The sequence below is a fragment of the Arthrobacter globiformis genome, from assembly GCF_003261175.1.
In the GTDB taxonomy this organism is placed as follows: Bacteria; Actinomycetota; Actinomycetes; order Actinomycetales; family Micrococcaceae; genus Arthrobacter; species Arthrobacter globiformis_A.
The window spans coordinates 1-12,722 of sequence record NZ_QLNP01000089.1 but is presented as its reverse complement, the minus strand read 5'-3'; the positions used below and the strand labels follow the sequence as shown (position 1 = coordinate 12,722).

Below are 12,722 nucleotides of genomic sequence, written 5' to 3'. Positions count from 1 at the left end.
TTGGTTGTAAGGTATTAAAGGAGCGTATCGGAGATGATGCGCGCGCCGGGCACGGGGCCGTGGACGGCCAGTGCATTGAGCCCCTTGTGCTGCAGCTCCCCGGCGAGATTCTCCGCCGCTTCGGGATTGTGCGCCAGCAGGGCCACCGTGGGCCCGGAGCCTGAAACGATCCCGGCAATGGCTCCGCAGGACTCGCCCAGTCCCAGTGTGTCCCGGAGCCCGGGGGCGAGTTCGATGGACGCGCGCTGGAGGTCGTTGACCAGCACCCTGCTCAGGGCATCGGCGTCGCCGCTGCGCAGGGCCTGCAGGATCTTGGGGTCCACAGCCGTGGGCTCGTCGCCGTCGACGCCCTCGGCATCGCGGAGCCGGTCCAGCGTCCGGAATACTTCCGGAGTGGACAGCCCGAACTCTGCGGTGACAAGGACCCAGTCCATCTGCGCCTTGGCGAGCGCGGGAGACAGTTCATCGCCCACGCCCAGCCCTACGGCCGTGCCGCCCAGCAGGGCGAAGGGAACATCCGCCCCGAGCTCGGCGGCGAGGTGGGCGAGTTCGTCCCGGGACAGGCCGCTGTTCCACAGCGCGTCGCAGGCCAGGAGCGTGGCGGCAGCATCCGCGGAACCGCCGCCCATGCCGCCTGCCACGGGCACCCGCTTGGTGATCTCAAGATGTACCCCGGTGGAGTGTTCCGACACGTCGGCCATGATGGCGGCTGCCTTGTAGGCGAGGTTCCGCTCGTCGAGCGGGATGTCCACCCCGTCGAGGTCCAGCGTGCTGTCCGGGCTGATGCTGACCGTGATGCCGTCGGATGGTGTGCTGGTGGCCGCGACTTCCTCGTACAGGGACACTGCCAGGTAGACACTGGCCACGGAGTGGTAGCCATCCGGCCGCAGCGGCCCGACATCCAGCGAGACGTTTACTTTGCCCGGAGCCTTGACCCGGACCGTCCTTGCCGCAAAGCGCCCCCGCACGCCCTGGACCACCATCAGGCGTCCGCAGCCGCGCGGGCTTCGGCGATCCGCGCGAACGCGGCGATGTCGATCACTTCGCCCCGCGCGGTGGGGTCGACCCCGGCCGCAACCAGGCAGCGTTCCGCTTCGGCGGCGCTGCCGGCCCACCCGGCCAGGGCTGCACGGAGTGTCTTGCGACGCTGGGCGAACGCAGCATCGATGACGGCGAAGACCTCGCGGCGGCTGGCGGTGGTGGCCGGGGGCTCGCGCCGGGTGAAGGCCACCAGCCCGGACTGGATCTTAGGCGCGGGCCAGAACACGTTCATGCCGATGATGCCGGCCTTGCGCATGCTGCTGTACCAGGCCGCCTTGACCGAGGGCACGCCATAAATCTTGGATCCCGGTTCTGCGGCGAGCCGGTCGGCGACCTCGTCCTGGACCATGACGAGGCCGTGGCGGATCGACGGGAAGTTCTGCAGCAGGTGGAGCACCACGGGCACCGCGACGTTGTACGGAAGGTTGGCGACGAGCGCTGCGGGCTCGGCCGGCAGCTCGGTCACCTTCATGGCGTCGGCGAGGACCAGGTGGAAGTCACCGGTTGAGTCGGGCCGCCACTGCCGGATGGTCTCCGGCAGCTTCGCAGCCAGGACGGGGTCAATTTCGACGGCGACCACCGCCTTGGCGGCGTCGAGGAGTCCCAGCGTCAGCGACCCCAGCCCGGGTCCGATTTCGAGGACCGTCTCGTCCGGTCCGATGCCGGCGGCGGCCACGATCCTGCGGATGGTGTTGCCGTCGATGACGAAGTTCTGGCCAAGTGTTTTGGTGGGGCGGACGCCGATCTCCCCGGCCAGCCTGCGGATATCGGAGGCACCGAACAGAGGAGCGGGCGCAGTGCCGGAGGCGGAGGGGGTCGGGTCAGTCACCTAGGTATCCTATCCCGCGGTTCAGTATTGGGCGGGGCCCGCTGTTGGGCGGGGACGTCATTGTCAGTAGGGGACGGCGAAGGCCGGGCCCGGAGGTTCCGGACCCGGCCTTGGCTGCCGCCGCGGCTGTGGTCAGCTGCCGCGGCGGCGAGGGTTTACCTGCGCCAGTGGCTGTTGCTGCCGGCAGCTAGCTGCTGGCTGCCCAGCCGCAGCCCCACGGCTGAAGGCCGCGCTCGGCATAGACATGGTTAGCGATGTCAATCTGCTGTGCCTTCGTCGCCTGGCTGGCGTTCGGGGCGTAGGCGCCGCCTCCGGAGCCGATCCAGGTCTGGACGTCGAACTGCAGGCCGCCGTAATAGCCGTTGCCGCTGTTGATGGACCAGTTGCCGCCGGATTCACACTGCGCGATCTTGTCCCACATGGCCACGTTCATCATTGCCGGGGCCGCTGCCCCGGTGTTCCCGCTTTCGGCCTCGGCGGCGGCGGGGGCGGGCTTGGGCTGTTCCTTGGTGCCGACCGTGATCTTTTCGGTCACCGGCTCGCGGGTGGTGGTCTTGGAAACCAGCGTCCGGGAGGCCTCCCGGCCGTCGACCAGGACGAGTTTATAGGTGAGGGTGGTCTCACCGGGCACGCCGGCCTGGGTGACCTTTTCCTCACCTTTGGGGAGGGTGTCGCTGTCCGCGGTGAGCGTCTGGAACGCGACCTTTTCGGTGACGGTAGCGGTCTTGCCGGCAACGCGGGACACCTTGACCACCATGTTGTTGACCACCGGGGCGTGTGCCGGCTGCGACGTCCGGTCTGCGGCGGCGAGGCGGATTCCGGCGTCCTTGAGGACCTCACCGACGTTGGCGGCTGTGGTGGTGGTTTTCTTGGCCTTGCCGTCGGCGATGATGTTGACGGTCTTCGGCGTCGAAATGGCCACGAACGAACCGTCCACGGCCAGCTGCGCGTCCTTCGGCACGGAGAGCTCAGAGGCGCTGGCAACGCCGAGCTGGGTCACAAGCCCGGCCACGTCCTGCGCCGTGGTGCTCACGGTCTTCTCTGCACCGTCCAGGCTGACCTTCACGGCCTTCGCCATGTTCACGTTAATGACGGAGCCGTTCGCAACACTGGAGTCCAACGCCGGAGACACGCGGTCGGCCGGGTGCAGCTCCAAGTTCGCGCTCTTCACCACCTGCTCGACGGTGCCGCCAAAGGTCTGGACGGAGCTTACTTTCCCGTCCACGTTCAGGGTGACTGTCTTGTTGCTGCCCACAAAGGCAACGAGCCCCAGCACGAGGGCCGAGAGCACCACCAGTTGCGTGCCGACCTTGATGAAACTGAACTTGCCGTCTGACGTGAAGAAGTTGACCACGATTGCCCGTAACTTTTGAGCCATCCGGGCACGGGGAAAAACGCACAGGTGGGACCCGCGGCGGTCACCGGAATGGTGGGCTCCGGACAGGCCGGAGCACGCCGCAGGCATGTGCGTCGCCACACTCACATGGCAGGGCATCCGGAGGCGCCCTGCCTGTCACGAAAGTGAGTTACATCATCCGGAGGCCTTCCCCGACCCCGGCTAATAGTTTTTCACTGTAACCGAAGCGTTATAAACCCTCCAAAATACATGCCTACCAGGTATGTAGTTTACCGATGGGCGGCAGTCATGAGTCAGTCCCAGGATCCGTATGCCCGCACAGTATTTGCGCTCACTTGGCCGCACAGTTCGGCCAGGTCCGTTTCTGTCAATTCGGCCATCGCCCGCACCGTGTACGGCACCATGTAACTCGCGTTGGGACGGCCGCGGTGCGGGTGCGGGGTGAGGAACGGCGAGTCGGTTTCAACCAACACCAGCTCCGGGTCCGCTACGGCGAGCGCCTCCCGGAGGTTGGTGGCGTTCTTGAAGGTCAGTGTCCCCGCGAAGGACATGAACCACCCTTCGTCGTTGCAGATCCGGGCGAGCTCCCCGTCCCCGGAAAAACAGTGGAAAACCACCCGCTCCGGGGTGCCCTCCTCACGCAGGACCTGGACGACGTCCTGGTGCGCCTCGCGGTCATGGATCTGCAGGGTCCGGTCCAGCCGCTTCGCGATGTCGATGTGCCGGCGGAAGGAGTAACGCTGATGCGCCAGCCCCTCCCCTTCCGTGCGGAAGAAGTCCAGGCCGGTTTCGCCAATGGCACGTACCCGGGGGTGGCCCGCGAGCTCCTCGATCTCCGCCAGGGCGTCCTCAAGCTCACCGCGGACCGCATACCCCGGCGCGTCATTCGGGTGGAGTGCCACGGCCCCCAAAAGGCGCGGATCCAGGTCGACCGCGCGCACGGTAAACCTCGAGGATTCGAGGTCACAGCCCACCTGCACGGCGCCACAGACACCCACTTCTTCGGCTGCATCTAGGGCAGCCGCGATGTCCACCCGGACATCATCTGTCGGGAAGTCCAGGTGCGTGTGGTTGTCCATCACGGGAACGGGCAACGGTTCGGGTGCCGGTGGGAACCCGCGCTTGCCGGAACCGTCGCTGCCGGCCGCCCGGTAGGGCCGGGGTGTCAGGGAATGCCGCATTCCTCCAGCCTATCGGCCGCCGCGGCTGAGCATTTCCACCGCCCGCCCTGCCTTCTCCCGCGTGGTGCCACCCGGAGACTACGCTTGGGATTCCCGGGAGATTTACGGGGAACTCTCTGTTAGCCACGGCAGTTGTGTTAGTACGCTGGTATGGACGGATGTGAGCGCCCAACGCGGGCAACGGCAGGCCTCCCCCGCTTCGTTCCGCTTCGCACTGGGCTGAAAGGTTGCCGATGGAACCGCACCGACGCATCACAATCGACGAAGCACTTCCGGGCGGACAGGGCTTCACGGGAAGTACTGCGCGCGGCGTCAATTCCTTCAACGGCCACAAGTCTGCCCCCCTGGAAGCTCCGGCTTTCCGCGCCGCGAGCGAACGCATCCTCTCGGCCATCAATACAGTCATCGACGGCAAGGCCGAAGCCGCAAAGCTGGCGCTGACGGTCCTGCTCGCCCAGGGCCACCTGCTGCTGGAGGATGTCCCCGGGGTGGGTAAGACGCTGCTGGCCAAGACCCTGGCCCGCACCATCGACTGTTCCGTCAGCCGGATCCAGTTCACACCCGACCTTCTCCCCTCGGATGTCACCGGCGTCTCCATCTACAACCAGTCCTCGCGACAGTTCGAGTTCCGTCCCGGCGCCGTGTTCGCGAACATCGTCATTGGCGACGAGATCAACCGGGCCTCCGCCAAGACGCAGTCTGCCCTGCTCGAATGCATGGAGGAGCACCAGGTCACGGTGGACGGACACTCCTACAAGCTCGGCGAGCCGTTCATGGTGGTGGCCACCCAAAACCCCATCGAGATGGAGGGGACGTATCCGCTCCCCGAGGCCCAGCGGGACCGCTTCATGGCCCGGATCTCCATGGGATACCCGGACAAGGACTCCGAGATCGAAATGCTTGAGACCCACCAGGCCACGTCGCCGCTTGCCCGGGTCAAGGCGGTCGTCACGGCAGCGGATGTGGCTGCCATGATCGCCACCGTCCAACAGGTGTTCGTCTCCGAAGCCGTCAAGGAGTACACCGTGGCCGTCGGCCGGGCCACAAGGGACAGCGCCATGCTGCGCCTAGGCGCGAGCCCGCGCTCCCTGCTGCAGCTGCTCCGGGCCGCGAAGGCGACGGCGGCGCTGGACGGCCGGGATTTCGTCCTGCCGGATGACGTCGTCGCCGTTGCCGAGGCGGTGCTGGCCCACCGGATCATCCTGGACCGCAAGGCCGCAAGCTCGGGCGAGACCCCCCAGGCCCTCATCCGCGGCGTCCTTGCCCGGATCCCCGTGAGCCGGGAGATGACGGAGAAGGCAAACTCCGGGCGGACCGCACCCGAACTCCGCCCCAGCCGCTAGTCAGGAACATCACCATGGCATTGCTGGACAGCCTTCCCCGACATCTCTTCAGCTCCCGGGGCTGGGGACTCCTGGCGGCCGGCGTCGTCTCGCTGCTCTGCGCCCAGGTCATGGGCCGCCGCGACCTTCTGGCCCTCGGCGTCCTGCTGGTGGTCCTGCCGCTCGTTTCACTGGCCGGCATCAGGGTGGTCAAACCGCGGTTTCGCGTGTACCGGGAGTTCAGCCCTTCCACCGTGGAGACCGACTCCGTCACCACGGTCCGGCTTGCCGTCGCCCGGACCGGGCTGGGCACGGGCCGGGTCACGATGGAGGAGCGGCTGCCGCCACGGTTCGGTGAATCCCCGGCGTTCCGCTTCCCCGCCAGGTCCGCCTCGGGCGGCACCAGCCGCTACGAGTACCACCTGCGGTCCGGAAAGCGGGGACAGTTCACCATCGGCCCCGTCACTGCCGAATTCACGGATCCGTTCGGGCTCTCACTGCACAGGCATTCGATCGACGACGGCGACACCCTCACCGTGGCGCCGGCCGCCGTCGAACTCCCTTCCACCGGCCTTGCCGGCGCGCGCGGCAACGACGGCATCACGGCCACCCGGACCAGGGCCAATCCCAGCGACGACGACGTCATGACACGCGAGTACCGGCACGGCGATCCGATGCGGCGGGTGCACTGGCCGGCCACCGCCCGGCACGGCGCCCTGATGGTCCGGCAGGAGGAATCGGTCACCACCCCCGAGGCCACGGTGATCCTGGACCACCGGTTCGTGGCCCATTCCTCGGGTTACGGCTCGGTGTTCGGCAGCCCGGCCGACGACGGAAGCGACCTCGTCACCAGCGACACCTTTGAGTGGGCCGTTACGGCGGCTGTGTCCGTGGGCGCCCACCTCGCCGAACTCAATTACTCCCTGCGGTTCCTGGACGCGGCGGGTGAACCTGCCTTCATGCGTTCGTCCTCGGCCCCGGAGCCTGACAACGACCTGTACAGCGGCGCGGCCGGCATCCAGTCCGTCGCCGAAAGCCTCGCCGCGATCCAGCTGACCGGCCCGCACCACGCGCGCAGGGAACACGACACAGGGCGCCGCGAGCATGCGGGCAGTGCCGATCCTGCCCAGTCCGTCTTTGACGACCGGCTCATGGACAAGCTCGCGGCCCACCGGATGCGCGGCCCGGCCCTGGCGCTCCTCGGGAAGATTTCGCTCACGGAGGCCCGGGCCCTCGCACCCGCGGCCGGCTATGCCGCCAACGCGTTTGCGGTGCTGATCACGGACAAACCCGCGGAGTGCCACGATCTGCTCGAGGCCCTGCGTTTGGGCGGCTGGCGCGCTGTTGCGGTCGAGGCATCCACGTCGCTGCCGGCCGCCTGGACCTATTTCGACGAGGGCGACGCCGCCTTGTGGACGGCTGCGGCGGACGTCCGCCGCGGGGCGGAGGTGGGGCGATGACACTGACAACACAACCGCAGGCGGGAACCGGAGTTCAGCCGCAGCCCGTCCCGGGTTCCCCCGGCAGCGGAAGGTTCGGGGCCGGTGCTTTTCCTTGGGTCATGGCCGGCGCAGTGGCGGTGTCCGTATGCGGCGCGTCGCTGTCCCTCAACGGGGTCCTGAGGGGCTGGGCGTGGTTCCTGCCTGTCCTGACCACGGTGGTGGTGGTCTCGCTGACCATGGCCCTGCTCCGCACGTTCCGGGCCCAGCCCTTGCTGGTGGCCGCGGGAGGCCTTGCATCCCTGGCCCTCATCCTGACGTTCACCTTCTTCCGGCGCGACAGCATTGCGGGTTTCCTCCCGTCGCAGGCAACCTTCGACGCGCTGGGCAGGCACCTTCGCCGGGCGAGTGAAACGGTGCTGGCCGAGAGCTCGCCGGTAGCACCCAATGCCGGCATCGTCCTGGTGACATGCGCCGCGCTCGGCCTCGTCGTCATCCTCGTGGATGCGCTGGCCCTCCCTTTGGGCATGCCGGCCACGAGCGGACTTGGCCTGCTGGCGGTGCTGGTTGTTCCGGCCATGATCAAACCGCAGAGCGTCGGATGGCTGGGATTCGCGACGACGGCGGCCGGCTACCTGGTGATCCTCGCGTGCAGCCAGTGGTTTGCCCCCGATGCCCGGACGCAGGCGGACACGGCCCGCAACCCGGGCCAGGTCAGGCGCGCCGCGCTGACCGGAGGCGTGGCGCTGGTGGTGACGCTGCTGCTGCAGCTTGTGGTTCCGGGCTTCGACCAGGGCACGTTCCCCCAAGGCTCCCGGCTGAACCCCTGGGGTACCGCCACGGGGCTGAACCCCATGATCAGCCTCGGCAACAGCCTGCGCACCCCGACGGGCGAGGGCAGGATCACCTACGCCACCAACTCCGCCACGCCGCTTTACTTGCGTTCCGTCACCGTGGACCGTTTCGACGGCGAGTCCTGGTCCCCGGACGACCGCAACGCGAACCGCCGGGCAGGCACCGGACGGATGGACGCGGGACACGAGATCCTGGCACCCGAACAGACCCGGCAGGTGACGGTGGTCAACACCGGCGATTTCACCAGCCCTTACCTTCCCGTTCCGTACGCCCCCGAATCCGTGAACGGGCTGACCGGGCGATGGAGCTGGGATCCTGCCACCCTGAGCATCAAAGGCACCGACACCAATTCCCGGGACCAGCAGTATCTGGTGCAGTCCTCGGTGCCGAAGCTGACTACGGAGCTGCTGGATGCGTCCTCCGCTCCCGTCCAGGGCGTGCCGGAGGAGTTCATCCGGCCGCCGTCGAATGTTCCGGACATTGTCCGGACCACCGCCGAGTCCGTGACCGCGGACAGCCGCACCGCCTATGCCAAGGCGATGGCGATCCAGAGGTTCCTGCGCGGCCCGGGCTTCACCTATTCCCTGGAGTCGCCCGTCCAGAACGGTTACGACGGAAACGGGCTGTCGGTCCTGGCGGATTTCCTGACCCAGAAGAGCGGCTACTGCATCCACTTCGCCTCCGCCATGGCGGTGATGGCCCGGCTTGAAGGCATCCCGAGCAGGATCGCAGTCGGCTACGCGCCGGGCAGGCAGACCGGCGCCACGGTGTCCGTCGCCGGTCAGGGGGCACTCCCGGAGTACGAAGTCGACGCCCGCGACGCCCATGCCTGGCCCGAGCTGTACTTCCAGGGCCTCGGCTGGGTTCCGTTTGAGCCCACTCCCTCACGGGGCGTGGTGCCGGCCTATGCGCAGGACTCCTCGGCGTCCGGCGGAACCAGCACCAACGAACAAAACAATGACGGCCTGGTGCCGAGCAACGGTGCCGCAGCACCGTCCTCGGCGCCGGCACCTGCCCCCCTTCCCCTTCCGGGGAGCGGAACAGCCGACGCCGGGAATCAGCTGGCGCCCGCCCTCTACACCGCCGCCGGGGTTCTGCTGTTGGTCCTCCTGGCCGCCTCACCCCGGCTGGTGCGCCGAGGCATCCGGGCACGGCGCCTGAGGGGAACGGGTACCGGCAGGGACCGGCTGGCCGAGCAGCCGCTCGTCTGGTCGGAACTCCAGGACCTGGCCACTGACTACGGCGTGCGTCCTGTGCCCAGCGAGACTCCGCGGACATTCTCGGCCCGGCTGCGCGGCTCCCCGGCCTTGCGCCTGCGGTCCGAACCAGACCCCGGCGGCGCGAAAGACACGGGCAGCGGAGCGGACACCGGCAACGGACCCGGGCACGGCGCCGGGACTTTCAATGCCCAGACTGTCCATGCAGTGACGGCGCTGACGGAGGCCTACGAACGGCATCAGTACGGCCGGCCCGCGGGCCAGGACGCCACGCGCCACGGCCTTCCGGAGGAAGCCGCCGTCGAACACATCGGTCAAGTGCGGCAGGCGCTGCGCCGGAATGCCGGCACCGTCGGCCGGCTCCGCGCCGACTGGCTGCCGCCGTCGGTCCTGTCCCGCTGGGGATCCGTGGCCCGATGGCCTTTCGGTGTCTTGGGCCGGGCGGCGACCCGGGTGGGACGCGCCGCCTCGGCGCTGTGGCGCAGGACCCGCCGTGGCCTCCGCCGCCTCCGCGCAGGCTAGCCGCCCGCGGAAAGGCCCAGCGCCTGCGGGAGCGCCCGTGGCGGACGACCATCTGCCCGCCGGCAGCCCGACGTTTGACATGTGACCGGGGCCACCTTATCGTTGAGAAACGGGAAAGCGCATTCCAAGCCGTTTCCAAGGTGTGGGACCACCCACGCAAAATGCCGGCGGACCGCAGCGGCCTTGGCGAGGCGAGCGCAACCTTTTTGCCTGGTCCGGCACCCAGCGACGGGTTTATTCGGCGGAGCACGCGATTGTCCAAAGGAGGACGACATGAAGAGCGACACACACAAGCTGCGGACTTCGGCTGAACCGCAACAGTCCAGCTTGCTGCGGTCGAGCAGCACCAGGAAGGCGGCCGCCAGCGGCTGGGTGGGCAGCGCCCTCGAGTACTACGACTGGTTCATCTACGCCCAGGCCGCCGCCCTGGTCTTCCCTACCGTCTTCTTCCCCGCCGGAAACCCGACCGTCGCGCTGATCGCCTCGCTCGGCACGTACGCGGTGGGATACGTCGCCCGCCCGATCGGAGCATTCGTCCTCGGCCAGTGGGGCGACAAGCACGGCCGCAAGAACGTGCTGGTCCTGGCCATGCTGCTGATGGGCGCCTCTACCTTCGCGGTCGCCCTGCTGCCCACCTACGACCAGGTTGGCATCCTGGCCCCGGCCCTGCTGCTGGTCCTCCGCCTCATCCAGGGGTTCGCCGTGGCCGGGGAGCTGAGCGGGGCCAGCGCCATGATCGTGGAACACGCACCGTTCGGCCGCCGCGGCTTCTATGCAAGCTTCGCCCTCCAGGGCACGCAGGCCGGACAGATCATCGCCGCCGCCGTCTTCCTGCCGCTCTCGGCTGTGCTGTCCGCTGACGACTTCCACGCCTGGGGCTGGCGCATCCCGTTCGTCCTCAGCGCCCTGGTGGTGTTCGCCGGCTACATCATCCGGCGCCGGGTCGAGGAGACACCCGTCTTTATGGAGGAGAAGGCGCACCGCGACGTACCCAAGATGCCGGTGGTCCAGGTACTGCGGGAAAGCGGGCTGAACGTCGTGCGGGCGGTCTGCATGACGCTGGTCAACGTTGTGGGCGTCACCGTGGCGGTCTTCGGTGCGGCCTACGCCACGCAGCCGGGGTACGGCATCGGCATGAGCACCACGGTCTACCTCTGGATCCCGGTGCTGGCCAACGTCGTCGCGCTGGCCCTCATCCCCTGGTTCGGGGACCTCTCCGACCGCTTCGGACGGCGGCCCCTGATGATCGTCGGCTCTCTCGGCTCAGGCGCGCTGGCCTACGGGTACCTGTACGCGGTCAGCCAGAACAACGTGCCGCTTACCATCGTCCTCGCGATCCTGATGTGGGGCACGCTATATCAAGTGTGGAACGCCACCTTCGCCAGCTTCTTCCAGGAGCTCTTCCCCTCCCGGACGCGGGTTACCGGGTTCGCCATCTCGCAGAACATCGGACTCCTCATCACGTCCTTCCTGCCGAGCCTCTTCGCGGTGGTCGCTCCCCCTGGTTCGGCAAACGTTCCGCTCACCGTCGGGTCCATCTGCTTCGGCATCACGGTTATCGGGGCCATAGCAGCCTGGTCCGCCAGGGAGACGCACCGGATTCCGCTCAGCGAGCTGGGATCGCCGGATGCCGCCCCGGTCTCCCGCGAGGAGTACGCAATCGTCCGGGCCGCAGCCCGCTAAGCCGTTCGACAACTACCCGTCGCGAAAAAACGCACTGGCCCGCAGGATTCCTGCGGGCCAGTGCGTTGTGTCGTTGCGCCCGGTGAGTCCGGCGCTTGGCTTGTTAGCCGGCGTAGGGGTCGGCGATGCCGATGTACTGGGTGTAGAGGTATTCCTCGATGCCTTCGAGTCCGCCTTCACGGCCCAGGCCGGACTGCTTGACGCCGCCGAAGGGTGCCGCGGCGTTGGAGACGACGCCGGCGTTCAGGCCCAGCATGCCGGTCTCGAGCCGCTCGCCCATCCGGATGCCGCGGTTGAGGTCCTTCGTGAAGACGTAGGCCACCAGCCCGTATTCGGTGTTGTTGGCCAGGCGCACGGCCTCGTCCTCGGAGGAGAACGTGATGATCGGGGCGACCGGGCCGAAGATCTCCTCGGACAGGATCCGGGTTCCCTCGGTGACGCCCTTAAGGATGGTGGGCTGGTAGAAGTAGCCCGGCCCGTCCACGGGCGCGCCGCCCACCACGGTGGTGGCACCCGCGGAGACGGCATCGGTGACCAGTTCGTGGACCTTGTCCCGGCTCTTCGCGTCGATCAGCGGGCCCACCTTGGACTCGGGCTCGGTGCCGCGGGCGGTGGTCATGTCCTTCATCTTCGCGGCGAACTTCTCGGCGAATTCGTCGGCGACGGACTCGTGCACGATGAAGCGGTTCGCGGCGGTGCAGGCCTCGCCCATGTTCCGCAGCTTGGCCAGCATGGCGCCGGCGACGGCGGCATCGACGTCGGCGTCTTCAAACACCACGAACGGGGCGTTGCCGCCCAGTTCCATCGAGGTCCGCAGGACCGTCTCGGAGGCGTCGGACAGCAGCCGGCGGCCCACCTCGGTGGAACCGGTGAAGGAGAGCTTCCGCAGCCGGGAGTCCTTGATCAGCGGCCCGGTGGTGGCCCCTGCGCTGGAGGACGGAATCACGTTGAGCACCCCGGCTGGGAGGCCGGCCTCCTGCATCACGGCGGCGAACAGCATCGACGTCAAAGGGGTGAGCTTCGCGGGTTTGAGGACCATGGTGCAGCCGGCGGCGACGGCGGGGGCAATCTTGCGGGTGGCCATGGCCAGCGGGAAGTTCCACGGCGTGATCAGCAGGCACGGGCCCACCGGCTTCTTGGTCACCAGCAGCCGGGACTTGCCATCCGGGGAGACGGAGTAGCGGCCGAAGGCGCGGACGGCTTCCTCGGAGAACCAGCGCAGAAACTCGGCGCCATAGGTGACTTCGCCGCGTGCTTCGGCCAGCGGCTTGCCCAT

9 protein-coding genes are annotated in these 12,722 nt (G+C 68.1%); 4 read left to right on the top strand and 5 right to left on the bottom strand.

The genetic code is table 11. From position 1 onward, the window contains the following. Positions 1 to 14: 14 nt before the first annotated feature. The 4 genes from DBZ45_RS14030 to DBZ45_RS14015 form a co-directional block, all read right to left on the bottom strand. Positions 15 to 983: a 4-(cytidine 5'-diphospho)-2-C-methyl-D-erythritol kinase gene (locus DBZ45_RS14030; protein WP_111904501.1), complete on the bottom strand. Its 969-nt coding sequence runs from the start codon at positions 981 to 983 to the stop codon at positions 15 to 17. Further along, positions 983 to 1,870 carry a 16S rRNA (adenine(1518)-N(6)/adenine(1519)-N(6))-dimethyltransferase RsmA gene (rsmA, locus tag DBZ45_RS14025; protein WP_111904500.1) on the bottom strand — a complete coding sequence of 296 codons (888 nt, stop codon included), beginning with the start codon at positions 1,868 to 1,870 and terminating at the stop codon, positions 983 to 985. The genes DBZ45_RS14030 and rsmA overlap by 1 nt, the downstream gene beginning before the upstream one ends. A gap of 187 nt (positions 1,871 to 2,057) precedes the next feature. Beyond that, entirely contained in the window at positions 2,058 to 3,248 is a 1,191-nt protein-coding gene (locus DBZ45_RS14020; RefSeq protein ID WP_223257085.1) for a resuscitation-promoting factor, read from the bottom strand. A 272-nt stretch (positions 3,249 to 3,520) separates the two neighbouring features. Continuing rightward, complete coding sequence (locus DBZ45_RS14015) at positions 3,521 to 4,408, bottom strand: TatD family hydrolase (RefSeq protein WP_111904498.1); 888 nt, start codon at positions 4,406 to 4,408, stop codon at positions 3,521 to 3,523. Between the two features lie 233 nt (positions 4,409 to 4,641). Between DBZ45_RS14015 and DBZ45_RS14010 the strand changes: the two genes are divergently transcribed. The 4 genes from DBZ45_RS14010 to DBZ45_RS13995 all read left to right on the top strand — a co-directional run bounded on the left by DBZ45_RS14010 (position 4,642) and on the right by DBZ45_RS13995 (position 11,446). Then, a complete protein-coding gene (locus tag DBZ45_RS14010) occupies positions 4,642 to 5,751 on the top strand; it encodes an AAA family ATPase (protein ID WP_111904497.1) in 1,110 nt (369 codons plus the stop codon). 14 nt (positions 5,752 to 5,765) lie between these two features. Further along, positions 5,766 to 7,190, top strand: coding sequence for a DUF58 domain-containing protein (locus DBZ45_RS14005; protein ID WP_111904496.1), 1,425 nt, complete (start codon positions 5,766 to 5,768; stop codon positions 7,188 to 7,190). Beyond that, positions 7,187 to 9,763 carry a transglutaminase family protein gene (locus DBZ45_RS14000; protein ID WP_111904495.1) on the top strand — a complete coding sequence of 859 codons (2,577 nt, stop codon included), beginning with the start codon at positions 7,187 to 7,189 and terminating at the stop codon, positions 9,761 to 9,763. The genes DBZ45_RS14005 and DBZ45_RS14000 overlap by 4 nt, the downstream gene beginning before the upstream one ends. 273 nt (positions 9,764 to 10,036) lie before the next feature. Further along, positions 10,037 to 11,446: an MFS transporter gene (locus DBZ45_RS13995; RefSeq protein WP_111904494.1), complete on the top strand. Its 1,410-nt coding sequence runs from the start codon at positions 10,037 to 10,039 to the stop codon at positions 11,444 to 11,446. A 103-nt stretch (positions 11,447 to 11,549) separates the two neighbouring features. Here DBZ45_RS13995 and DBZ45_RS13990 read toward each other — a convergent pair. Continuing rightward, on the bottom strand, positions 11,550 to 12,722 hold a 1,173-nt coding region (locus DBZ45_RS13990; protein WP_111904493.1), incomplete at its 5' end, for an NAD-dependent succinate-semialdehyde dehydrogenase.